Below are 24927 nucleotides of genomic sequence, written 5' to 3'. Positions count from 1 at the left end.
CAACCTCTGCTTTATACAGCTTGATAGGCAGTACCAATTATGGAGCAGAGCCTTATTAGCTTAAATAAAGTTTAAATAAGGCTCTGATATAAAAGGCATTATATTATGAAAATACATGAAAATTCTCTTCACTCCTTTAATCAAACGGCCCATGCATCAAGCTCCCAAGCATCCACATCATTAAAGCAAAAATCGACACAATCAATCAGCAAACAGGGTGAAGTAGCGACATTAGCCAGAGAAGGTCAGAGCACTAATCTACCAAAAAACCTGACACAGCTGGAAAGTACACCAGATGGACGCAGTCCCGCGAAACAGAAAAATAAAAAATTCTCTTTGAAAAGCCTACTTGGTTTAAAACACAACAAGCCCCAAAGTTCGCCCCAAAACGCCAACAAAGCCAACGTACCTCAACAACCAGACAATGGACGCCAAAGAACAACATTAGGCAGCCTACTAAGCAACAGTGGCTCTTCTATCGGATCCTCTGGGACAACATTTAGGGAGCATGGCAAACAAAATGAGTCGCTAACTCAAGCACTTAAAATAGCCAGCACTCTAAGTCAAGACATACAAAACACGCCACTTGATTCTAATCTAGTCAATAATGACACTGAAAATGATCCAGAGGTACTTAGCCATTTACAGGCTTTTCAAGCCCGCAACCAAAAACTAAGCACAATACCTGAAGACATAAATGAAGGCTTTGATGAAGATTCATTCTCTATAAAACGAGCAGGTAAAGAGCCTCTTACCAGCACACCTTCCACAACCATAGAAACGGGAGAGAGTTCAAAAATAAAAAGCAGTAACTCTGAACCTTCTACACCCTCAGAATTATCAAGAAATAATTCTAATGTTTCCTCTACATCAGCATTAACAAGTAATACAACTGCCGAGACAAGCAGCATCAAAGGGCCGATAATCAGTCTTGAAAAAGAGAAACTCGTCTTTAGCGGTGAAACGGCATTAAATACACTACTTGGCGAAACATTAGGTAAATCATCGCAAACGTATACGGCCCATGAAAGCCATCAAGACAATCAAAATCAACTGCTATTGGATAAACAGGGTCGAGTCTTCCAAGTAGCGACTCAACCAAATATTGGTCTGCTCGCAATGCATTCATCAACACCAATATTGGATGCCTCTGCACCACCTAAATCTCTCATAGAGCACTTGGAACAATCAGGACAAAATTCGGCAGACAACGGCTACCACTCAGTAGCGACAGGCATCTATTCTGACACTAATGACAACCATTGGCGCGTTAGTGAAGAAAAACTATATGCTCTTAAAGAACTCAGTGACTCAGAGGCGTTATCGGGCATAAAGCTTTGGCAGCAAGAAGACGATCCCGTCAATAAACTGACTGAAGTCAATGACAACGTGTTAGGGATCAAGAACAAGCACCAAATAACCAACTTGACGACAAATCAAAGCAGCTTAAAACTAGAGCAAGAGATCCAGTCTTTCAGTGTAAATCAAGAGGGACAAGTGGCTCTATTATTAAAATCTGACGATGTACCAACACTCAGCTTACTACCAACTTTAAGTTCCCCAGCACAAGACACACAAAACCTAGAACTAAAATACGCAGAGACTTCACGCCAAAAAGACCCGGTCAAAATAACAGAAGTACATATCTCAAGTGATCGTTTGTTCGCCATTGATAATGATAACAATGTTCTCAGTGCATCACTGCCAAAAACAGGCCAAAGCAAGGTCGAATTCAAAGCCTTACCACAAGCTGAACTCCAAAATGCATTTGGTAAAGACGTAAAATTTGAAGGTTTCACCGCTCATAAAGATGGCACGCTATCATTACTGGCTCGCGACCACAGTGGCCAGTTACATGGCTGCCCCGCTAACAGTTCATCCGGTAATACGTTTAAACCAGGCTGGAATCTATCTGACATACTAAACCTAAACAACACCCTAGGATTAGAATTATCTGATAGCCAGGCTATGAAAGAGCAAGACTTTGGTAACCTAGGCTCTCTTTCGATCGATAATGGCACTCTCTACAGTAAAGACAAGCTGACCCAACAATGGTCAAAAATTGGGGATAATGTCCAAAACCTACAACGAGGTATAGATGGGCAAGCGTACGCTCTTCAAGACGGAAGCCTAAAAAAAGTCACTGTAGACGCAAGCTCTAGCAAAATAGGTTTTGGCGCAGATAATGTTTTTTCATTGACGCAAACCCATGGCAAAGCCTCGTTAGCCGATGGACCAAAAGGCCTTCCCGAAGGAAAACTTAACGCGGTCGCTGTGATCGACAACTATCAGCATGTCAGTTTATCTGAATCAGGTAAATTGCAATACAGCCATATCCGACCAGGAACTAGCAATCCTATGCATCCCCCTCGCGACATTAGTCTTCAGGGATTAGAGGGCAATATCAAGCAACTAAGTGTTGATCGAGACCATCAACTGTTTGCACTCACAGATTCAGGCAAGCTCTTTAGTCTAGCAAAAAATGACTGGCAAGCCCCTCAAGCCTCTCCATCCACCACTTTATGGAAAGAAGAGACAAATGATCTTCTAACAAAAAATCTAGACGGTGCCAGCCTAACCTTAACTAAAGACCACCAGCTAGAAATAACCACAAGCACAAATACTAAACTCACCAAATTAGAAGGAGGATGGGAAAAGTCTACTCCCGCTACAAGTTCAGACTCCAGTACTATGCGAGATAAGTTCTTTAATAACTTAGCGCAAGCAACAAAAGGCATCAAATTAAGTAATGATGGCATACAGTACACAATGAATGCCAAGTTAGGTGGTTTTATAGGTTTAGAATCTAATAAAGTCAGTAGTAAATTTACCGATCGCTTAAAAGCACATGTATTTAAACCATCCTTAGAAATCCCCCGCCCACTTAAAACGGCCGCTTACAGTGCACAACATCAATGGCAAGGTCGTGAGGGGCTAAAGCCTTTATATGAACAAGAAAGCGCTTTATATAAAGCTCTTGAAGCAAATAACACCAACATCGAATCTAACAGCTTGCCCAAGCGAGATAGTATGGATGTAAAAACTCGAATTGATCGTTTAGATTTAGGTCCTTTAGGCGATGGCTTAAAAGCAGAATTAGAATCACTTCGTTCGGAAATTGAACACAGTGCCGAAAAGCAACTCATCCAGCTAGGAAAGCATCAAGGCGTGCTACAGGATAATAATGCTGCTGAACTAAAGTTAAACTACAAACCATCTGTAATCAAAGATGCAGTGCAATCCCTTAACCCTGATAGGTCTGGTCACAACCTCAGCCAAGAGGTACTTACGAGCTGGAAACGTAATCCAGCCTCTCAAGACAGCAACGTCTCTCAGTTACTTAAAACCTTCACCGAAATGAACGTTAACATGAGCCACCGTAAGACAGAGATTCCTGCTGGCCGTATGCGTGACTCCAATGACCAAATGGCGTTAAGCAAAGCTCGTCTTGTACTGGATACACTCACATTGCAAAAGTTAGATAATCTCATCGACAAAGCCGAGCTACTATCAGGTAAAGCACCAGATCAAACACAAATAGATACGCTTCACAAAAATGTGTCTGAACTTCGAGATGGAAGCTATGAAAATAGCCGTATTAAACACTATACAGACAAGGGTATGACGGGATACAAAGATGTTGAGATAAATTACAACGTCGCCAAATCCTTTATCAAAAGTTTCAGCTCTCCTGAGCATGGCGTGAATTTGATTACACGAGCTGTACTTGGCAGCAAAGATCAGAATAGTCTTAACAGTGATCTAAAAGATTTAATGCATTCATTAAAACCTAACGACAGTATCACAATCAGTAGAGGCTACAACCTTGGAGCTTCCGTCACTTTTATACCGAAAGCGTTCAATAATAAACCTCTTAGCATGTTTCCTAGCGCTGGTTTAGATAGCAAACGTGGCTACGATATGGAAATCAATGGATTGGATGACGGTATTGAAATCGTTCTAAAAGGCAATCTAGCACAAAGCGGCAGCGCAAATTTCGGTATTAATAAAAACGTCTTACCTCACCTAATGGGCGATAATTCAGAAAAAATTCCCATTGCTATCAATGATCATCAAAGCTTCACACCAGACCTAGTCGCCGGAGCTGGCCTAACCATTAATGGCGGTGCAGCAAATCAGCATGAACTAAAGCTCAACCTTCGAGGTGACGCTATTGACGCTTTTGTTGAAGGCTTGACTAACGGAAAAGTGACTCCTGAAAAGCTAATAGATATTGGTATGGAGCACACTAATGTACAGGGAAAAAAATGGAATTTTAGTGTCGATCTAGGCCTTAATATAGCAGCACGAGCAAGAATAGATTTAACCGATGAAGATGATAATCCTTCGGCCATTGTTCGTCTCGGAGGCGGCGTAAGTGCCAGTATTAATCTAATGTCTATGAGTCATGATGACATAAAATACCAGTCACTTGATGACTCAAAACACCGCATAAATAAAACAGACGGACTATTTAATAAAGCCTCTGCTGGCATTGATGGCTCTTTGGTAGTTGGCTCCAATCTAGAGACAGATGGCGGAGATTTAGTGATGTACCCAAACATGGGAGGTTCAGCCACAGTCGCTGTAGACAACTCGGTAAAGGTCCGAGGGGAGCTTAAATCCAAACCATCCTCTGTGATAAATACAAAAGATATGGAAGGTTTACAAAGCAAGTTAAGCGACGCTTTCCAAGATCCAACCAGCCAGCAAATACTAAAAGGCTTAAATGACCTTACCGATATTAATGAGCAACTAAAAGTACTTAAGGATTATTTTTTATCTAGCAATTCAGAGGAGGCCAAACCAAAAAATGATCAGCAATATGCAGCACTAAACGGCATAAAAAGTATCGATATTCAGCATTTAGCCGCGACAAGAAACGTAGACCTAATGTCAGAAATTAAAGGGGTTGTATCTCATGCTAACCCACATCAACTCGACCATTCTGGGGTTTTAAACTTTTTAACATCATTGATTGCACCGTCAAAGAAAGACCCACTATCTGAGCAAATTAGCAATTTTATGAAAGACGACCCTGTTATCTCAAACATGATCAACGATATTCGCGCTAAGCCAAATACCTACACCTGGGTAACATTACAACTTAAAGATGAACCAAGACTCAAGCTTGAGAAAGAGTTTGTTGAAGGTAAAGTTACCCTGCAAGAAGCGCAAAAAATACTTGCAGACCCTGAACAGCGACGTATTAAATCTATCTCCATCCTTGAAACAGGTCAACATACAGAAGGCTTTAATGCACCAACACTCTTTTTAGGTGGTGGAAGTAACGCCTCGATCTATATGGAGCGTGAAGCAGGCGTCATTAACTTTAGTTATGGGCAAGATCAAAACACACCTCGTAATTACACCATCACAGGCGACTTCACCGAAGCCAAACCCGAGTTAGCAAACGCAATCCAAGATCTCAAAGAATCAAAAGGATTAACACTCAGCGTCTAAAGAAGAGACAAATAGAGGTCTTTGCACGAAATCAAGAGCAAAGGCCTCATATAAAGCGTCTATGAATCATAATAATTAGATTACAAAGGAAACTAATTGTCAGTACTAACCACTCAATAAGGAATATTTAACAAGGATTTTTATCATGCAGCAATCAACCTCTACCTTAGGCTTTTCTTATATAGAAAATTTTCGCTGTCTTGCCGACAAATGTGCAGACAATTGCTGCAGCCATAACTGGCGTATAGCCGTCAATGATGAGCAAGCGCAAAACTACCTTGATAACTATCCTTCTCTTTATAACATCATAGCCAAAGACAGCGATGGCTATCGTATTCAAAATAATGAATCAGGCTGTATGGCTCAAGACCAAGGTCTTTGTATTATTCACCGTGATCATGGAGAATCCCTACTGTCTGATACCTGCGCAGATTATCCTCGTATGTATCGCTCACTCAGCCAGTTCTACACACGTTCAGGCACTATGAGTTGCCCTGAAATCGCTCGCAAATGCTTATTCGACGATCACCCTTTTGCACTGCAACCAACAGAACTTCCCGACAATCATAAAAATGGTACCAAGCTACAGAATCAGAACATAGCTGCATTAAGTCAAACCCTGTGGCAAGAAACCATTTCAGACCTTATGGAATCAACTTTAGATAAAGAAAAAAGTATCGAAGAAACCTTATCGACTTTATGGCATATGGCGACAAAATTAGAACAAAACTCGCTGACTGATTGGCCTAAAATCATCATGCAAAGCAAGCCCAAACAGCTATTATCTTCACTAAAGGACAGTGCAAAAAGCGCAGAACACACCACAGATTTACTTTATATGTTACTTGAAAATCTTGACCGTCCAAGTGAAACAACCGAGCATTTACGCCAACTCGTGATCGGTGCTTTTACGATCCATTCCCACGATCTACAAAATCGTCCACGTTGCCAACTTAAGCAAGAATTCAAAGACTATTATCAAAATCATAAAAGTCAGTGGTTGCAATCCAGCTTAAAGCGATTTGTTGCAGCAGAAATAACCCGTACAGGATTTCCTTTTATATCTCATACAAGTAACGGCAAAGACTATGGCACTTCTTTGAAAGAATGGACGACCACGCTTTGTCTTCGAACGCTAACACTACGTCTTTTACTCAGTGTATGTGGAACGCATTACGCTGCCGATAGGCAAGGCAATTTACCTGATGAAAACAGCGTCATAACTTGGGTCTATAATTTCTGCCGCAAAGTAAATCACACTCAACCAGGCAATAATGAAATGGACTTACGCCAAGCGGTTTTAGATTCCCAAGGCGAACGCTTATACGACTATTTCGATTTCATGGCCATGTAATCATAAATAAGCGATTTAGTAGGTAGTCAACGGCAACCTACTAAATCGATCTTATAAGAAACACTATAGGAATCTAGCAACAGCGCCAGAGGTCCAGTCATCGAGTCGAATATCCGACACCAATAGATCGGCAGACCACACAGCTGTAATCACTCCCCACTCAAAAGAAAAGCTTTTCAAGCAATATTGTTTGCCCTGCCAATGTAAAGAGTAAGACTGGTCACTCAATAAACTTTGTTGGCAATTGATACGATTCAAGTCGTCTATCAAACCACTTCCACAGGCTTTTAGCAGTGCTTCTTTCGCAGTCCAAAGCTTAAAAAAACCTTTGCTTCGATCATCACATATATCAAGTTGCTGCATCTCGTCAGGATGACAGACCATCTCAATCATTGACTCAAGATCATCCATTTGCCGAAAACACTCGATATCCACACCAACAGCACCTTTATCAGTAGATTCGACAAGGGCAACCGCAACAGAGCTGGCACTATGGCTAAGATTAAAGGCAATGCCCTCTTTTATAAAAGGCTTGCCAGCTGGCGTCTGATGAAAATACCACTCAGATGGCTTTTTAAATGGAAAATAATGACTCAAAACCTGCCGCTTAAAAGCATGAGCAAAGGTATATTGTCCGCGTAAATGCTCAAACCGAAAACTAGAGGCACGCTTTTTTTCAACATCATCCAATGTGTTATCTATAAAAAAAGCATTTTGACTATACGCAACCACCAACACTATCTCCTCCCTAAGACCCAATGCCATTTTCGAAAATTAAAACTCAACTCATGAAACACGCTAATAATAACACGCTAAGATGAGATTGATTCCTAAAAACCAAAGAAGATAACAAAAGACAGTAAAAGCTTGTGATGGGACATTTTTGTCCTCAATATAAGCTCAAACCTAACGATTATAAGGCCTTAAAGTTGGCATCAATCTTTCATTAGGTTATTTAATTATAAAAATAATAAGGTATACATTCATGGGCATCCCCACGTTTTTTTGGCTTCGCAATATTGGTATTGGCGGCAGGCTATTTTTGGCTTTCGTCTTAATTTCTTCCATCACCATTGTTGCAAGCGGTTTGGCGACAAACACTTATTTACAGCTTAGTGATCGTCTTCTTCTACTAAAATATCAGGACATTCCTGGGTTAGATGCTGCGGCTCGATTAAACGATAAAAGCCGTCAAATCGTCGCGACTGCACCAATGCTCGTGACCAGTGACGCTTCCATTTCCAGAGAAAAAACCATGAACGAGCTGAGTGCCGCCATCAGTGATATGGATTCTTTAATGCGCAATCTGCCGGACTACAATCGATATTTTCTTGAGCTCATTACGCAAATCCAAAACAGCCTAACACTCTTAAATCAAAGCGTTGAACGCCGCGAAGTCATAAGACGCGAACTGACCACACAGTCATTACTAATTTTCCCTTTATTTCAGGATCTCATTTTCCAAGTGGATCAATTGGAACGCTCAGCAGAATTGGAACAAGTCATTAGTCGCCTGTATTACTTCTCAGGCTTAATAGAAAAAGTCAGCAATGATGCCTCTTTTAACGAACTAGATTACACCTTTTTACGACTTGAAAAGTTAGGCTCAGAGATTGCTCAATACCTTACTCTGTTGCCACAGGTGCCACTGCCATTACGCCAATCCTTGCTCGATTTACTCACCATGAGTTCTCGACAAGGCGAACTATTCCAACTCAAAAATGAAGAGCTAGACTTGCTCTACCAACAAAGTTTTCTTTTAGAAAATAGCCAGCAACATATTCAACAATTAGCAGCGCAAATCAATCAATATACCAATTATACCAATACCAGTATTCGTGGCTCCCTTGAAGGTGCCATCAAATCCATCAATAACAGTATTCGCAACATTCTATTGCTGTCTCTTATAAGCCTAAGTGTTGCTTGTGCTATTTCTTGGTTTTACGTACGTCGCAATGTATTACAACGCATCATCGAACTACAAAGAAACATGCGCGCCATTGCTAGCTCTCAGTTGGATACCAAAATACGCATTGTCGGTCATGACGAAGTCTCCAGTATGGCCAGAGACCTACAATACTTCCAGCAAACAGCTATAGAAGTAGAGAAAACCAATCAAGCTCTCGCCGCTGAAATAGAAGAAAGAGTCGCCGCTGAAGCACAATTAAAAGCCGCGCAAAACGAATTAGTACAAGCTGGAAAACTCGCAGCCTTAGGTCAGCTTGGTGTAGGCATCACCCACGAAATAAATCAACCGTTAACCGCTATTGCCAGTCATTTGCACACAGCAGGGCGACATATGGAAAAAGGCCAAGTAGACAAAGCGCAAAATAGCTTAGATAAAATAGGTCTGTTACTCACGAAGATCACGCGAATTACCAAACACCTCAAAGCCTTCGCTCGCGTTGCAGGTACTGAATTGACTCCCGTCTGTTTAGATACTGTTATCCAAGATGCCATCGAACTCATGTCGAGTCAGATCATAGAACAGCATTGCACATTAGATTATCAAGCAAACTCAGCATCACTCTATGTTCTTGCCGAACCAATCAGGTTAGAACAAGTCATGGTGAACCTGATTAGCAATGCCGTTGATGCCTTATCCAGTGCGCCAGTAAAACAGCTGTCCATCAAGGTCTATGAGCAAGACGACAGGATAATGATTGACGTAAATGACACTGGAATTGGTATTGAGGAAAGTCAGTTAGAACAAATTTTCGACCCATTTTTTACTCAAAAAGAAGTAGGTCAAGGACTCGGTCTGGGCTTATCTATTAGTTACAACATAGTTCAAGATTTTGGCGGTCAAATTAGAGTGTCATCAACACCAGAGGCAGGCAGCCGCTTTACCTTAGAATTAAAAAAGGCAGAAAAATAAATGCTTAATACAATAAAAATAATCATTATCGACGATGATCAAACCATCATCGAAGCATTAACCGAAATGCTAGAACTCGAAGGTTTCCAAATAGAAAGCCATAGTAGAGCCGACAAAGCCATCGCATTGCTCGATAGAAATAGCGCAGCGGTAATACTTAGTGATGTCAGAATGCCCAAAATGGATGGCATGAATTTACTGACGCGCCTACAAGAATTAGACAATGAATTACCCGTTCTACTCATGAGCGGCCATGGCGATATACCTATGGCCATCGAAGCGATGAAAGAAGGCGCGTACGACTTCCTTGAAAAGCCCCTGCAACCGGCTCAATTGATCAACCAACTACAGCGCGCGGCTGAAAAAAGACAGCTGATTTTAGAAAACCGTAAACTAAAACAAAATCTCGCTCAACAAACCGGCTTAGAAGCCTTTATCATTGGCGAATCAGCGGCCATAAAGAATATACGCCAACACATCTCCTCTTTGGCACAAGCCAATGTCGACACCATTATTTATGGCGAAACTGGCAGTGGCAAAGATGTGGTTGCCAGAGCATTGCATCAATTTAGCCTGCGTAACAAAGGCCGATTCATTGCCATTAACTGTGGCGGCATCAGCGAAAGCTTGATTGAGAGTGAGCTTTTTGGCCATGAAGCTGGCTCCTTTACTGGCGCTAATAAACGCCATATCGGCAAGATTGAGGCGGCCAATGGCGGAACACTATTTTTGGATGAAATAGAAACCATGCCACTGCCGGTACAAATTAAATTACTACGCGTACTACAAGAACGCACCATTGAGCGAGTCGGCAGCACCATGCCCATTCCCGTCGAGCTCACGGTGATTGCAGCCAGCAAAGACAATCTTGCCCAACTGGGCGATGAAGGAAAGTTTCGTAAAGACTTATTTTACCGACTCAACGTTGCCAGTCTCACCATTCCACCACTCAGAGATCGACCAGAAGATATTCTGCCGCTATTCCATCATTACGCACGAAAGGCCGCCGAGCACTTCTCTAGAGAGTTACCCAGCATCACACCTTCGTATTTAGATTATTTGATCCAGCATCAATGGCCAGGCAATGTTCGAGAGCTGAAAAATTCAGCTGACCGATTTGTGCTTGGCATTAGCGAAAACTCTCTCGCATCAATTAAGCGCGAAGACGACATAAATGGAAGTTATGAAGAGCGCATGGATCAATTCGAACGCCACATTATTGAAGAAGGACTAAGAGCCACCAACGGCCTATTAAATGAAGCCGCTGAACTATTGGATATGTCACGCAAGACTCTCTACCGAAAAATGAAGAAACACCAACTAGACAAACAGCAATTCAAAGCACCAGAAGACGAAAGACAAGAATGACCCATTTCCTATTTCCGCATGAGACTAAAACGTCCCAAAAAATATGATCACTTTATAAATAAAAACATTAAGCATTTGTTTTTAAAAGATTTATTACTATTGGCATCCGACTTGCTCTACATCAGTCAATCCTTCTTACGTGTGGGATTGACTCATCTCCGAAAACGGAACCTCCCGACCGGTGATAACAATAAAAAATACATCTCGAGGAAAATAATAATGCCTATTAAATTATTAACAGGTTTAGTGCTCTCAAGTTCATTGCTATTAGGTGCCAGCACCGCCCTAGCTGATGACTGCAGCTACCGTGGCGTTCTAGACGATAAGTTCTGTGACGAAAACTACGACCTTGTTGCCGACCTACCAAAAGATTCAAGCCAATGGCGAGATCCAAGCACCTTAGTATTCACCTACACTCCTGTGGAAGATCCTGCGGTTTATAAAGACGCATTCAGTGATTTTCAAAAATATCTCAGTGAAGTGACTGGCAAAAAAGTGGTGTATTACACAGTTCACTCTAATGCGGCAGAAGTCGAAGCTTTGCGTTCTGGCCGATTGCATATTGCTGGCTTCTCTACTGGCCCAACTGGCTACGCTGTTAACCTCGGTGGTTTGGTTCCAATCGCCGTAAAAGGCACAGAGGAAGCGTTTCAAGGTTACAACCTCATCACCATCGTTCGCAAAGACAGCAGCATTACCAAAATGGCTGACTTAAAAGGCAAAGTGGTTGCTCATACATCTGCGTCATCAAACTCAGGCAACTTAGCGCCTCGCGCTATTTTCCCAGCATTGGGGTTAACGCCTGATAAAGACTATGAAGTGAAATACTCAGGTAAGCACGATCAATCGGTTATGGGTGTTCTATCTGGCGATTATGATGCTGCACCTGTTGCCTCAGATGTTTTCAAACGCATGGTTGATGCGAAACGCGTGAGCAAAGATGATTTCCGTATCATTTATACCAGCCCTCGCTTCCCAACTTCATCCTTTGGCTACGCTTATGATCTCAATCCTGAGTTGGTTGAAAAGATCAAAAAAGCCTTTTTCACTTTCCGCTTTCCACCAGAAATGCAAAAGACTTTCGGTGGCGCTGATCGCTTCTTCCCAATCACTTACAAAGAAGATTGGCAAGTTATCCGCGATATCGCTCACTCATCTGGTACCGCTTACACCAAAGCTGGACTTAAACAGCTAGCGGAAGCAGATGCTGCTAAAGCGGCTGCAGACAAGCGAAAAAAAGAAGCCGCCAGTAAAAGCCAATAATCGATTATCCCTAATCGTTTAATCCATTTAAAAAGACGTATTTTAAAAAGACCAACAGCCTGATCCATCAGGTTGTTGGACCTCTTCGCCTGTAGGAAATCATCATGTCTGTCACTCAAAACACAGCTGAGCGTTCAAACTTTCTAGAAATTCGAAACTTAAAAAAAGAATACACAGCAGGAAATCCCATTTTAAAAGGGATAGATATTAACATCACAGAACCCGGTATCGTCGCCATCATAGGGCCTTCTGGAACGGGTAAAAGCACATTACTGCGTTGTATCAACCGTTTAATTGATCCTACGGATGGGCAAATTTTATTTGATGATGCTGACCTTTGCTTAGCCAAAGGCGCTCAACTTCGCAAGCTACGCCGCCAAGTGGGCATGGTGTTCCAAGAATACAACCTTGTTGAACGCTTAACCGTTATTGAAAACGTCTTAACAGGCCGTCTAGGTTACATGTCTGCATGGCAAGCTTGGCGCAGAAAGTTCAGCCAAGAAGACATTAATACTGCATTTGAATTATTAGACGCTGTGGGCTTAACCGAACATGCAAAAAAACGCGCCGATAGCCTTTCTGGTGGCCAACGCCAGCGTGTGGGCATCGCTAGAGCCGTGATGCAAAACCCACGCATTCTATTGGCTGACGAACCAACATCCTCTCTCGACCCAAAAACTGCCGTGGAAATCATGGAGCTACTTGAACGCTTCTCTGCAGAAAAGAACATTCCAGCCTTGGTCAATATTCATGACGTAAAACTGGCCAGTCGTTTTGCTAAACGTATGATCGGCATGAGCAATGGCGTTGTGGTTTACGACGGTCCACCAGAAGGCATTACCGACGAGCACCTAAAACAAATTTATGGAGGTGAATCATGGCTGGTATAAATTCTTCACAAAACAGAGAAAATCCATTCAAGCAGAACTGGTTTGTTACTGCAATTTGGCTGCTAGTCATCTGTTATGTGGTTTATTCTTTTAATGCGATGGGTCTAAGTTGGGAACGTTTTAACGAAGGCTTAGGCCACGCCAGTAACCTACTAGGTCGCATGGTTCCGCCTAACTTTAGTCGCTGGTCTTTGCTAATGAGCGGACTGATTGAAAGCCTTGAAATTGCTGTAATTTCAAGTATTTGCGGTATTTTCATTTCATTGTTTCTAGGGTTATTTGCTGCTCGTAACATGATGCCAAACTGGATCAGTACACCAGTGAGAACACTTATCGCACTTTGCCGTACTTTTCACCCTGTGATCATTGCGATCTTGTTTGTTAAGAGTGTGGGATTTGGTGCTTTGGCAGGAATTTTAACTCTGGTTGTCGCATCGGTTGGCTTTATCGCCAAACTCTTCGCTGAAGCCATAGAAGAAATTTCTCTTAAGCAAGTCGAAGCAATCCGCGCCACTGGCGCTGGCTTTACTAGCATCATTTTATTTTCCGTTATGCCACAGGTGTTTTCTCGCTTTATTGGCTTCTCCACATATCAGCTCGACTCTAACTTGCGTAACTCCACCATGGTGGGGATTGTCGGCGCGGGTGGTTTAGGTGGCACACTTTTCTCTGCGTTCCAACGCTTTGATTACGACTTTGTCGCGGCCATTCTGATCATCATTATCGCTCTAATCATGTTTGGCGAGTTTCTATCCAACATCGTTCGAAGCATTTTTCGCTAGTTTGACCTAGGAGCCTATTTTTATGAACACAATAGATCATCACTGGCAGCGTTTTACGCTAAAACAAAAACTATCTCGTTATGCAGTTTACCTTGTTCTTGTTATAGCATTTGTGCAATCCATTCAATCTGTCGAAGTCATCCCTGAGTTCTTGCTGGATGCGCCAGAGCAAATGGCAGATATGTTTTCCCGTATGTGGCCCATTGATTTCGCGTACTATCCTGTTGCCGTACACGACGCTATCGTTGAGACATTAAACATCGCTACATTAGGTACGCTCATTACATTAATTTTTGCGATTCCGTTAGCATTAATGAATGCCAGCAACATTGTTAATTCAGCTTGGTGTCATTGGATATCTCGATTTTTCCTAGTGTCTTCTCGCTCGGTAAACTCACTGGTTTGGGCATTACTTTTTGTCTCCATTTTTGGCCCAGGCGTGATCGCTGGTGTCTTAGCAATTGCCTTCCGCTCTATCGGCTTTGTCGGAAAGCTACTTGGGGAGGCGATTGAAGAAGTGAATATGGGTTCTATTGAAGCACTAAAAGCCACTGGCGCATCTTGGATGTCTATTTTGCTGAAAGGCTATTGGCCTCAGGTACTACCCGCTTTCTTCAGTATCGTCTTGTTCCGTTGGGACATTAATGTCCGAGAATCTGCTGTACTTGGTTTGGTGGGGGCTGGCGGTATTGGTGTGGTACTTGATGATTCGATGAATTTATTCCAATGGGATCGTGTTGCTATGTCTCTATTGGCTATTTTTATCATCGTTATCTTGGCTGAAATAGTCGTAGTAAATATTCGTAAACGCTTAATCTAAACTCACTATCTAGTATCATTATTTAATCTAAGTATTTCATCATAAAAAAGGAGCCTAAATTGGCTCCTTCTTTATTCGTCTTATCTCACTTTAATAAATTATTCAGCGTTTTCGTTACTCGATAATGCTTCAGGGCGTTTCGGGAAAATACGACGCACAATGACAAAGAATAAAGGCACAAAGAAAACCGCCAATATTGTTGCCGTTAATGTACCACCCACGATACCAGAACCAATCGAGATTCGACTGTTTGCACCCGCACCAGAAGAAAGTGCCAAAGGTAATGTACCTACCATAAATGCCATAGACGTCATGATGATAGGACGTAAGCGCAGACGTGCGGCTTGAGCCGCAGCATCCCAAACATTTAAACCTCGGCGATAAGCTGCCTCAGCGAACTCAACAATCAAGATCGCGTTCTTTGAAGAAAGACCAATAGTTGTCAACAAGGCAACTTGGAAGTACACGTCGTTTTCTAGGCCGCGTAAGTGCGCTGCCGCTGCCGAACCAATTACCCCAAGAGGAATAACCAAGATAACCGAAAACGGCACAGTCCAGCTTTCATACAAGGCAGCCAAACATAAGAACACCACCAAAATAGAAATGGCATAAAGTATCTGTGTTTGGCCACTCGACAAGCGCTCTTGGTAAGACAAACCACTCCAAGACCCAGTTACACCGCCCGGTAAAGCATCCGCTACATTTTGTAATTCATCCATCGCAGCACCAGAACTTACACCTGGAGCACCAGAACCTTGAATTTCATAAGAAGCCAAGCCATTAAAACGCGTTAAGCTTTTTGGGCCATATGTCCATTCACTCTTAGCAAAAGCAGAGAAAGGTGTCATCGTATTATCACTACCGCGAACATACCAATGCTGTAGGTCTTCAGGAGAGGATCTGTACTGAGCTTCACCTTGCATGTAAACCGTTTTAACTCGGCCACGATCGATAAAGTCATTGATATAAGAGCCCGCCCAAGCACTACTCAAAGTCGAACTAATATCAGACATAGAAAGACCTAAAGCAGATGCTTTCTCTTGGTCTATATCAATATGCAATTGAGGAGCTTCAGAATCTGAACCTAAACGAACACCCGTTAACAGTTGGCTTGTATTAGCATTTTGCAATAAAGCATCACGCATTTCTAATAGGGTCGCACGATCTGTATTCCCTGATGCTTGAAGCTGGAAGGTAAAGCCATTACTCTGACCCAGACCTTGAATCGATGGTGGTATCAAAGAAAAGATTCTTGCATCACGAATTCCCGCAAAAGCACCATATGAGCGACCAACAATAGCGCTCGCACTATTGGCAGGACCAACGCGCTCGCTCCAGTCTTTTAAGGCAACAAACGCCATACCGGCATTTTGTCCACTGCCCATAAAGTTAAAGCCTGAAATGGTAAAAATATCTTTAACATTATCTTTTTCTTGATTCATGAAATAGCTTTCAACGTCACGCATTACCTTATCGGTACGTGACATAGCAGCACCTTCAGGCAAAGACACCATAACCATCACTCGCCCCTGATCTTCTACCGGCAAGAAGCCTGACGGCAATGTCATCATCAAGCCACCAAGGCCAGCAACAATAACACCATAACCCAGCATCCAACGAACTGGTTTCTTAATTATGCTGCTGACGCCACCAAAATATTTATCCGTAGCACGATCAAAATTACGGTTAAACCAACCGGCTAAACCTTTATTACTCGCACCATGATTTGCTTTTAATAGCGTCGCACAAAGCGCTGGGGTCAAGGTTAAAGCCACCACAACAGACAAGGCCATAGATGCAACAATCGTTATAGAGAATTGACGATAAATAACCCCCGTTGAACCACTAAAGAACGCCATAGGCAAAAATACCGCAGACAAGACAACCGCAATACCAATTAAGGCACTGGTAATTTCTTTCATGGATTTAATAGTGGCTTCTTTTGGAGACAACTTATCCTCTTCCATCACCCGCTCTACGTTTTCCACCACTACGATGGCATCATCAACCAACAAGCCGATAGACAACACAACACCAAACATGGTTAAGGTATTAATCGAAAAGCCAAATAGTTCCAATACGCCGAACGTCCCCAAAAGCACAACAGGAACAGCAATTGCAGGAATTAACGTGGCACGCCAATTCTGCAAAAAGATAAACATAACAATAACAACCAAAACGATGGCTTCAAAAAGAGTTTTCACCACCTCTTCGATTGATATTCTAATAAAGGCGGTATTATCAACAGGGAAAGAAAGCTTATAGCCATCTGGTAGAGTTGAAGATAACCCATTCAATACATTTTTAACCGCTTCAGAAGTAGATAAAGCATTAGCACCGGGAGCTAACATAACGGCCATACCAGAAGCAGGGTGGCCATTCAAACGTGGAATATAACCATAAGATTCGCTACCTAGTTCAACCTTCGCAACATCACTCAAACGAACCGTCGCGCCACTGTCATCGTACGCCAAAATAATATTGCGGAACTGCTCAGCGGTTTGCAATTTAGACTGAGCCGTGACAGTCACATTCAACTCTTGACCCTTTATTACTGGGTAAGCACCTAAACTGCCTGCTGCCACTTGGGTATTTTGAGCGTTAACAGCAGCTGATACGTTAGAAGGCATTAATTTATAAGATGCTAGCTTTAATGGATCTAACCATATACGCATCGCGTACTCAGCACCAAATACCTGGATACTGCCTACCCCATCCACACGAGAAACAGGATCTTGCACACTAGAAACAAGAAAATCGGAAATATCGTTTGCAGTATCAGTATCGGTTTCATCATAAATAGCCGCAACCATTAAAAAATCAGAATTTGATTTTCGAACAGTTACGCCGTTTTGCTGTACTGATTCAGGCAAATTAGACGTGATTTGTTGAATCTTATTTTGAACCTGTACTTGTGCTATATCAGCATCGGTCCCCTGCTCAAACGTTACGTTAATGCTAGTACGGCCACTTGAGCTACTTGATGAAGAAAAGTACAACAAACCATCTAAGCCAGTAAGCTGTTGCTCTAATATTTGCGTAACACTGTTTTCGACTGTTTCCGCAGAAGCACCAGAATAAGTAGCAGAAATGCTAATGGTAGGCGGCGCCACATTAGGATATTGAGATATTGGCAAATTCAGTATCGATGCTAGACCTGCTAGCATGATAGCGATGGAAATCACCCATGCAAAAACCGGACGGTTTATAAAAAAATGAGCTAGCATAAATTAATTCCCTTGAGCCGAAGAAGCATTGGCATTCTTTGCGACAATAGCGCCGCTTTTAGGGTCTCTTGTCATTTCAACTGACACAACCTCATCACCCGTCTTCACTTTCAGGGAGCCTTCAACAATCACTTTCTCACCAGCTTTAACACCTGAAAGCACCAGCCACTGATTATCAATTGTACGCTCAACGGTCAGAATTCGACTTTCAACAACATTGTTAGAATTAACAACCAAGGCAATTGGATTGCCTTTAACATCACGAGAAACCCCCTGTTGAGGCACCAAAAGAGCGGCGTTATGTGTTAACTCATGTATCACACCACGCACAAACATACCTGGTAGTAGAAGGTTATCTGGATTCGGAAATTCGGCACGAAGCGTCACACTACCAGTTGACTCGTCGACACTTACTTCTCGAGCTTTAAGTGTGCCTTGATATTGATACTTGGTACCGTCTTCAAGGATCAAAGACACTTTGTTTGAGCCTTTTTCAACACCATCTTGGGATAAGAAATTTCTCTGTTTAAGTTGATCTAAACTGGTTTGCGCTAAATCGACAAAAATAGGATCCAAAGAACGAACAGTCGTCATGACTGTTGCTTGACTAGCGGTTACCAATGCACCCACAGTTACTTGAGAAATACCAATGCGCCCATCAATTGGTGACCTGATTTTGGTATAACCTAAATTGATTTTTGTGTTTTCTAATGCTGCTTCAGAACCTTTCTGCTTGGCAACAGCTTCAAGATAAGCAACATGAGCATCATCAAGATCTTGTTGAGATACATTATTCTGTTTACGCAATTGTGTATAACGTTCATTTTTTAACTGTGCAGATTTAAGACTGGCATTTGCAGACTCTAAATCAGCTTGTGCTTGCTTATATGAAGAAACATAAGTGGAGTCATCCAATTCATAAAGTAAATCACCCGTTTTGACATCCTGACCTTCTTCAAAAAAACGTTTTTTCACTATTCCACCAACCTGAGGACGAATTTCTGCCACCAAGCTAGAAGTGGTTCGACCAGGTAATTCAGTCATTAAATCGGTTTTTTGAGGTTGAATCGTAACAATGCCGACTTGAACTTTAGGTACGGGCTTATCAGCAGCAGACTTAGGGGCCTCCTCCTGGCAGCCAGCAAGCAATAAAACAAGTAACACACTTGAAGCATATTTAAATTTAGACAGCATTGAGGAGACTTCCTTTCGACATATTGAGAATGATCATTCACAAGCACTATAATATAAGCAGTATTTCTAATAAATAAAAACCAATGTAAAGAAACGAAAATGATTAAATTACCGCGAGATAATGACCTTAGAAAACAATGCATTATTGATGCCACCGAGCAACATGTCCTCACTAAAGGTTTCCACAAAGCCAGTATGAGTGAAATTGCTAAGACGGCAGAACTAAGCGTAGGCCAGATTTATCGTTACTTTTCCCATAAAGATGACATCATTTGTGCATTGGTTGAGCAGTTTACACAAAAAAGATTACAGTTTATGCCATCTTTTTTAGATAAAAAAAATTGGCTAGAACGTCATTTTGGTGAAAATAATTTAGAAAACGATAACATGAGAATTATGCATGCAGAAATTAAAGCAGAAGCAGCACGCAATCCAGTGATAGCCAATATCTATAAAGAGTCTCATAGACGGTTACAAGAAAGAGCCATTAATATTATGGAATCGATTTACCCACGAATGGATAAAAAAGAAGCTATTGCTCGCATCGAAATGCTCGTCACTTTAACAGAAGGATTACTAGTCCGTTGGGAGTTCCAAACCAGACCGTTCAGCAAAGAGATGCACAACGTCTACAGTCAAACACTGGATACTATTTTGCCAGATACGTTCTAGCTAAAAAGATTTAACCGGCTTAAAAATTGCTCTTATTTGAGGCCAACGACTAACGATCATGGCAATAAATATTAAGAAACAACCAAATACCTGCCCACTTCCCATCGACTCACTGAACCAAAAAACCGCAAAAATAGCCGTCCATACAGGCTCTAAGTTCATAATAACTGCGGCATGACTCACTGGTGTCAAACTCATACCATAAGTTTGTAATAAGAAACGCATACTGCTTGCAACCAAGGTGCTAGCTAGAAACCATCCAGCCACAGCCATACTAATACTATGAGGCAGCGTTTCAGTTAACAGTGAAAGGAGGAGTAACAAACAACCCGCCACACTCAATTGAATGGCAGTTAATACTAAAGCATGCATACGCATTGAAAAACGCGATAATAAATTTAATTGGAATGCCGATCCTAAAGCGGCTCCCAAAAAATAGACATGAGAAAATTCAAAATTCAATCCATTGTTCAACGCTAAAAAGCCTAAACCAACAACAGCGATAGGCAAAGCAATCCAAATACTTAACGGCGGCCTTGCACCAAACATAAAACGCGCAACCACAGGGACAAGTACAACACCCAAACTGGTAATAAAAGCGCCTACGCCCAAGTTTGAACCTTGATCCAGCCCAGTAACCCAAAACATCATAGTGATGCCCATTACCAAACCAACCATGCCAGCACGTTTAACATCTTGCCAATCTAGGCCACGAAAATATTTCAATCCAGCAAGATACAATACAAAACCAGCAACAATAAATCGCACCCCCATAAAAAACAAAGGCGGCAAACCAGCCAGTGCTTCTTTGGAAAATATCCAACCAAACCCTGCCAAAATAGTGACAAACACTAGAATTAATTCGGCTTTAACATGTGATTCTTGCTTCAAAAATATTCCTTACGAAAAAAATGACTAGATAAAACTTACAGAGACCTTTACAAGAAAGCACGAAAAAGCCCGCTAACCTGGGCTTAAAATGCAGGCTGGCGGGCTTCCAAAGAAATATTTTACTTTTTGAAATGTCTATTTAGCGCCTTTCGGCCAAGCGATAAAAATAGAAATCAAAGCTGCCACAGCCAATAACCAGCTGTATTGAACATAACCAACAAGCTCTAATGGCGATACTTTTGCCAAAGAAGACGCCAATAAAATTTGCGCGCCATACGGTAATACACCTTGCACCACACACGAAAAAATATCTAACAAGCTAGCACTGCGTTTCGGATCGACATTATATCGTTCAGCAATATTTTTTGCGACTGAACCATTAATTAAAATCGAAACAGTATTATTAGCCGTACATAAATTAGTTAATGCAACGGCCGCACTGATACTCAGCTCACCGGCACGTGTTGATCCAGCTTTCGCACCTAAGACACGACTAATACGCTCGATGGTGCCAACCAACCACTCTAGACCACCTTGCGATTTCATCAATGCAGCTAGACCACCAATCAACAAGGAAAGAATCAAAATTTCCTGCATGCCAGTGTAACCCGCATAAATATCAGAAGACCAAGATGCCACAGAATAATCAGGCTGCATGGTCAAACCAATCACACCCGCTAAAATAATACCGCTGAACAGCACCAACATAACGTTAACACCAGCAACAGCTAGGCCTAAAACAACAGCGTAAGGCAAAACGCGAATCAAATCATAGTCTTTAATATCTGTAATGTGCGCATCGCTACTCTGGAAAAACAGCCAAACTAAAGTCACCAAGGCTGCAGGTAAGGCAATTTTGAAGTTCATGCGGAATTTGTCACGCATATCACAGCCCTGAGTTCGTGTTGCTGCAATAGTGGTGTCGGAAATAATCGACAAATTATCACCAAACATAGCACCACCAATGACGGTGCCGACTGTTAGCAACAAAGGTAAATCAGCAGCTTCGGCAACCCCAATCGCTATCGGAGCAATGGCCGCAATCGTGCCCATGGATGTTCCCATGGAAGTCGCAACAAATGCCGTAATAACAAACAAACCGGGTAATAATAGCGAAGGCGGAACCACGCTTAAGCCAAAGTTAACTGTCGCATCAACACCACCAACGCTTTTTGCAACGCTAGCAAACGCACCAGCCAACAAATAAATAAGCACCATAGTCACAATAGTGTTGTCACCCACACCTTCAATAAAGGTTTCAATGCGCTTATTAAAATGCCCTTTACCTAATAAAATTGCCAAGGCAATAGCTGGTAAAATAGCGACAGGGGCAGAGATCTGATAAAAGGCAAAGTCCACGCCTTCAGACTGATACCAAAGGCCGCTGCCAACAAAAAGAACAAGGAAAAGTAACAATGGCAATAGTGCCAGAGGAGATTTAGAAGTCATATCGTCTGAGGATTCCAGATTAAGTTAGCCCCGCGACTTGTGGTCTTAGGGAAGAAAGGCGCAAATAATAGTAAAAAGTTATAGATGAGACCAATAATAAATTGCGATGTCGTTGTCACAAAACGTTATAACAAAAAAAACGCATATTGATACTTTTTATTCAATATTGCTATATGCAATATTAAGACAACAAAAAGTCCAGTATTAAAATCGCCAGCTCTCTGGCCACTTCAATACTGGACTTTGTTATATCTTATAACAGCAGTTTCTTTATAAGAAAAAGTTCAACCTTAGCATTACTTTTTCAACTTATAAGCAACCACATAATCACCAATGGTTGTACCAATAGAACCATGTCCACCAGCTACCTGAACAACCATTTGCTCGCCTTTACTGTTTAGGTAAGTCATTGGTGTGGCTTGTCCGCCTGCCGGCAATCGACCTTTCCATAACTCTTCGCCAGTAGACATATCATAAGCTCGCAAATAGTTATCAACCGATGCCGCCATAAAAACAACACCGCCATCGGTAATCACTGGACCACCAATACCGGGCATGCCCATTTCTATTGGCAACTTAAGAGGTGTCATGTCTTCGATGGTACCATTTTTGTGTTTCCAAGCAGTCTTGCCCGTTTTAAGATCCACACCAGCCACATAACCCCATGGTGGTTGCTGACAAGGGACACCTAACGGCGATAAGAAAGGTTTCAATTCAACGGCAAAATCTGCACCTTCGTTTGAGTTTAACCCTTGCTCACCTTTGTTCGCTTCCCCTAAATCAGCACCCTCTTTTGGCACTAAAGTAGAAGTAAAAGCAAGATACAAAGGCATGCCAAACATTTGTTGACGTTTTGGATCAACAGCAATACTGCCCCAGTTGAATACCCCAAAGTTCCCAGGATAAACAATAGAGCCTTGCTCTGACGGTGGCGTGTAACGACCTTCATAGCGCAATTGCTTGAATTGAATACGACACATTAGTTGATCCAATGGTGTCGCGCCCCACATATCCGCTTCCGTTAACTTGGCAGGCTTAAAAGATAAAGCCGAAGTAGGTTGAGTTTTCGCCGCATAGTCACCAGGAATCGTGCCTTGCGGTGCAGACTCTTCAGTAATAGGAAAAATAGGCTCGCCAGTTTTCCTATTCAACACGTACACATCACCTTGTTTGGTTGGCACCACCAAAGCAGGCTGCTTACCCGTGGCCGTATCTAGATCCAACAAAGCAGGTTGCGCTGGCGTATCCATGTCCCATAGATCATGATGAACAAACTGTTGTACCCAAGCGACCTGGCCAGTTTCGAGGCTCAACGCGACAACCGAAGTCGCATATTTTTCTTCTGCCGGTGAACGGTACATACCTAACTGATCTGGTGTGCGATTCCCCATTGGGAAATACGCCAAACCAAGTTTTTCATCAGCGCTAGCAACGGACCAGCTATTTGGCGAGCTTGTCGCATAAGTTTCGTCGGCACCGATCGGCGCTGTTTCATCTGGATGACCAGAATCCCAGTTCCACTTCAATTCACCTGTTTTGACGTCATAAGCTCGAATTACGCCAGATGGAGAATTCACTGCATAATTATCGTTCACCGAGCCAGAAACAATCACCACACCGCCAGCAACTAATGGCGGCGATGTAGAATAGTAATAACCAGACTGTTTAAACGGCATGTTGTGCATTAAGTCCAACTCACCATTATCCGCAAAGTTAGCGCAACGAGCGCCAGTTGTTGGATCCACTGCCACTAAACGCGCATCCGACGTTGGCAAGAACAACTGAGCATCACACTGCATGCTAGGTAAACTTTGGGCTGGTACGGATGATTTTTGAATAGCTGGAAGCTGTGTTGAATTGGAAGGTGGTAAATAAGAAACACCTCGACAAGTTTGATGCTGACGCTGACTTTCTGCTGGTACTTTCGCATCATAAACCCATTGTTCCTCACCTGTATCCGCATCTAGAGCAATTAGCCAGTTGTGCGGAGTACAAACATAAAGAGCGTTACCGAGTTTTAACGGTGTTGCTTCATAGGTGGTTTCACCCACATCTTTTGGCCCTTTCTTATCGCCTGTTTGATATTGCCAAGCAAGTTGCAACTGATCAGCATTATCCGGCGTAATTTGACCTAATGGCGAAAAGCGCTGACCTAGATTACTACGTCCATATGCATTCCACTCACCTTGCGTAACATTACCTGTATCAGCATCAGACATGGTTACTGAACGCGTCAACTTGCCTTCAACTGTCGTAGGTGACGTCATAAACAAAGGTGAGATAGTGACTAATGCGGTTGCTAACCAAATTGGAAACAACACACGTCCACCACTACGCTGTTTAAAGAAAGCCAATAAGAGAAGAGGAACGGCGAGTACTAAGAAAAGCCCCATTCGTGTTGCTAAAGGCCACCAACTTAAACCAGACTCCATAATCGACCAAATTAAGGTTCCCACTAACAATAGAGCGTAAATTAGATTCGCTATTTTATTACGCTTTTTTAACAACAAAGCAACGGCGATAAAGGCAACACCAGCAACAACATAGTAGAGGCTGCCATCTAATGACACTAACCAGCCACCACCTAATAGCAAAGCCAAACCAATGACTAAAAAGAGTACCGAGAGAACAATCATATGACACTATCCCTTCGTGTTTAATTCGTTCATTTAATTC

Annotated in this window: 15 protein-coding genes; 9 read left to right on the top strand and 6 right to left on the bottom strand. The window is 42.3% G+C overall.

Features of this window, described 5'->3' with window-relative positions; genetic code table 11:
• Window positions 1–105: 105 nt before the first annotated feature.
• Window positions 106–5463 carry an AvrE-family type 3 secretion system effector gene (locus CYL31_RS04940; protein WP_212917852.1) on the top strand — a complete coding sequence of 1786 codons (5358 nt, stop codon included), beginning with the start codon at window positions 106–108 and terminating at the stop codon, window positions 5461–5463.
• A 145-nt stretch (window positions 5464–5608) separates the two neighbouring features.
• A complete protein-coding gene (fliB, locus tag CYL31_RS04935) occupies window positions 5609–6817 on the top strand; it encodes a flagellin lysine-N-methylase (protein WP_212917851.1) in 1209 nt (402 codons plus the stop codon).
• Window positions 6818–6880: 63 nt separating this feature from the next.
• Here fliB and CYL31_RS04930 read toward each other — a convergent pair whose 3' ends face one another.
• Window positions 6881–7555 (bottom strand): 4'-phosphopantetheinyl transferase family protein, encoded by a 675-nt coding sequence (locus CYL31_RS04930; RefSeq protein WP_212917850.1) that lies wholly within the window; start codon window positions 7553–7555, stop codon window positions 6881–6883.
• 247 nt (window positions 7556–7802) lie between these two features.
• Here CYL31_RS04930 and CYL31_RS04925 point away from each other — a divergent pair, with 247 nt between their 5' ends.
• The 6 genes from CYL31_RS04925 to phnE (CYL31_RS04900) all read left to right on the top strand — a co-directional run bounded on the left by CYL31_RS04925 (window position 7803) and on the right by phnE (CYL31_RS04900) (window position 14818).
• Window positions 7803–9695: an ATP-binding protein gene (locus CYL31_RS04925; protein ID WP_212917849.1), complete on the top strand. Its 1893-nt coding sequence runs from the start codon at window positions 7803–7805 to the stop codon at window positions 9693–9695.
• The gene (locus CYL31_RS04920) at window positions 9696–11063 is read left to right on the top strand and encodes a sigma-54-dependent transcriptional regulator (protein WP_212917848.1); all 1368 of its coding nucleotides are present in this window, start codon (window positions 9696–9698) and stop codon (window positions 11061–11063) included.
• A 219-nt stretch (window positions 11064–11282) separates the two neighbouring features.
• Entirely contained in the window at window positions 11283–12326 is a 1044-nt protein-coding gene (gene phnD, locus CYL31_RS04915; RefSeq protein ID WP_212917847.1) for a phosphate/phosphite/phosphonate ABC transporter substrate-binding protein, read from the top strand.
• A gap of 104 nt (window positions 12327–12430) precedes the next feature.
• Entirely contained in the window at window positions 12431–13216 is a 786-nt protein-coding gene (gene phnC / locus CYL31_RS04910) for a phosphonate ABC transporter ATP-binding protein (protein ID WP_212917846.1), read from the top strand.
• On the top strand, window positions 13204–13998 hold the full coding sequence (phnE, locus tag CYL31_RS04905) for a phosphonate ABC transporter, permease protein PhnE (RefSeq protein WP_012068717.1): 795 nt from the start codon (window positions 13204–13206) through the stop codon (window positions 13996–13998). The genes phnC and phnE (CYL31_RS04905) overlap by 13 nt, the downstream gene beginning before the upstream one ends.
• 22 nt (window positions 13999–14020) lie before the next feature.
• On the top strand, window positions 14021–14818 hold the full coding sequence (phnE, locus tag CYL31_RS04900) for a phosphonate ABC transporter, permease protein PhnE (RefSeq protein ID WP_212917845.1): 798 nt from the start codon (window positions 14021–14023) through the stop codon (window positions 14816–14818).
• 98 nt (window positions 14819–14916) lie between these two features.
• Here the strand turns inward: phnE (CYL31_RS04900) and CYL31_RS04895 are convergent, their stop codons facing one another.
• Window positions 14917–18045: an efflux RND transporter permease subunit gene (locus tag CYL31_RS04895; protein WP_212917844.1), complete on the bottom strand. Its 3129-nt coding sequence runs from the start codon at window positions 18043–18045 to the stop codon at window positions 14917–14919.
• A gap of 3 nt (window positions 18046–18048) precedes the next feature.
• Window positions 18049–19239: an efflux RND transporter periplasmic adaptor subunit gene (locus CYL31_RS04890; RefSeq protein WP_212917843.1), complete on the bottom strand. Its 1191-nt coding sequence runs from the start codon at window positions 19237–19239 to the stop codon at window positions 18049–18051.
• A gap of 99 nt (window positions 19240–19338) precedes the next feature.
• Between CYL31_RS04890 and CYL31_RS04885 the strand changes: the two genes are divergently transcribed.
• On the top strand, window positions 19339–19911 hold the full coding sequence (locus CYL31_RS04885; protein WP_212917842.1) for a TetR/AcrR family transcriptional regulator: 573 nt from the start codon (window positions 19339–19341) through the stop codon (window positions 19909–19911).
• On the opposite strand, the gene CYL31_RS04880 is transcribed toward CYL31_RS04885, so the two are convergent.
• The 3 genes from CYL31_RS04880 to CYL31_RS04870 form a co-directional block, all read right to left on the bottom strand.
• Window positions 19912–20802 carry a DMT family transporter gene (locus CYL31_RS04880; protein WP_212917841.1) on the bottom strand — a complete coding sequence of 297 codons (891 nt, stop codon included), beginning with the start codon at window positions 20800–20802 and terminating at the stop codon, window positions 19912–19914. It lies immediately after the preceding gene.
• A 135-nt stretch (window positions 20803–20937) separates the two neighbouring features.
• On the bottom strand, window positions 20938–22251 hold the full coding sequence (locus CYL31_RS04875) for a Na+/H+ antiporter NhaC family protein (protein ID WP_212917840.1): 1314 nt from the start codon (window positions 22249–22251) through the stop codon (window positions 20938–20940).
• Window positions 22252–22547: 296 nt separating this feature from the next.
• The gene (locus tag CYL31_RS04870) at window positions 22548–24887 is read right to left on the bottom strand and encodes a glucose/quinate/shikimate family membrane-bound PQQ-dependent dehydrogenase (RefSeq protein ID WP_212917839.1); all 2340 of its coding nucleotides are present in this window, start codon (window positions 24885–24887) and stop codon (window positions 22548–22550) included.
• Between the last annotated feature and the right edge of the window lie 40 nt (window positions 24888–24927).

This window comes from Marinomonas sp. A3A, assembly GCF_018336955.1.
In the GTDB taxonomy this organism is placed as follows: domain Bacteria; phylum Pseudomonadota; class Gammaproteobacteria; order Pseudomonadales; family Marinomonadaceae; genus Marinomonas; species Marinomonas lutimaris.
This window is presented reverse-complemented; position numbering and strand designations above follow the sequence as displayed.

Bases quoted from the DNA above. Each gene is read 5' to 3' on its own strand.
- CYL31_RS04940 (WP_212917852.1), top strand. From the start codon at position 106: ATGAAAATACATGAAAATTCTCTTCACTCCTTTAATCAAACGGCCCAT.
- fliB (WP_212917851.1), top strand. From the start codon at position 5,609: ATGCAGCAATCAACCTCTACCTTAGGCTTTTCTTATATAGAAAATTTT.
- CYL31_RS04925 (WP_212917849.1), top strand. From the start codon at position 7,803: ATGGGCATCCCCACGTTTTTTTGGCTTCGCAATATTGGTATTGGCGGC.
- CYL31_RS04920 (WP_212917848.1), top strand. From the start codon at position 9,696: ATGCTTAATACAATAAAAATAATCATTATCGACGATGATCAAACCATC.
- phnD (WP_212917847.1), top strand. From the start codon at position 11,283: ATGCCTATTAAATTATTAACAGGTTTAGTGCTCTCAAGTTCATTGCTA.
- phnC (WP_212917846.1), top strand. From the start codon at position 12,431: ATGTCTGTCACTCAAAACACAGCTGAGCGTTCAAACTTTCTAGAAATT.
- phnE (WP_012068717.1), top strand. From the start codon at position 13,204: ATGGCTGGTATAAATTCTTCACAAAACAGAGAAAATCCATTCAAGCAG.
- phnE (WP_212917845.1), top strand. From the start codon at position 14,021: ATGAACACAATAGATCATCACTGGCAGCGTTTTACGCTAAAACAAAAA.
- CYL31_RS04895 (WP_212917844.1), bottom strand. From the start codon at position 18,045: ATGCTAGCTCATTTTTTTATAAACCGTCCGGTTTTTGCATGGGTGATT.
- CYL31_RS04890 (WP_212917843.1), bottom strand. From the start codon at position 19,239: ATGCTGTCTAAATTTAAATATGCTTCAAGTGTGTTACTTGTTTTATTG.
- CYL31_RS04885 (WP_212917842.1), top strand. From the start codon at position 19,339: ATGATTAAATTACCGCGAGATAATGACCTTAGAAAACAATGCATTATT.
- CYL31_RS04875 (WP_212917840.1), bottom strand. From the start codon at position 22,251: ATGACTTCTAAATCTCCTCTGGCACTATTGCCATTGTTACTTTTCCTT.
- CYL31_RS04870 (WP_212917839.1), bottom strand. From the start codon at position 24,887: ATGATTGTTCTCTCGGTACTCTTTTTAGTCATTGGTTTGGCTTTGCTA.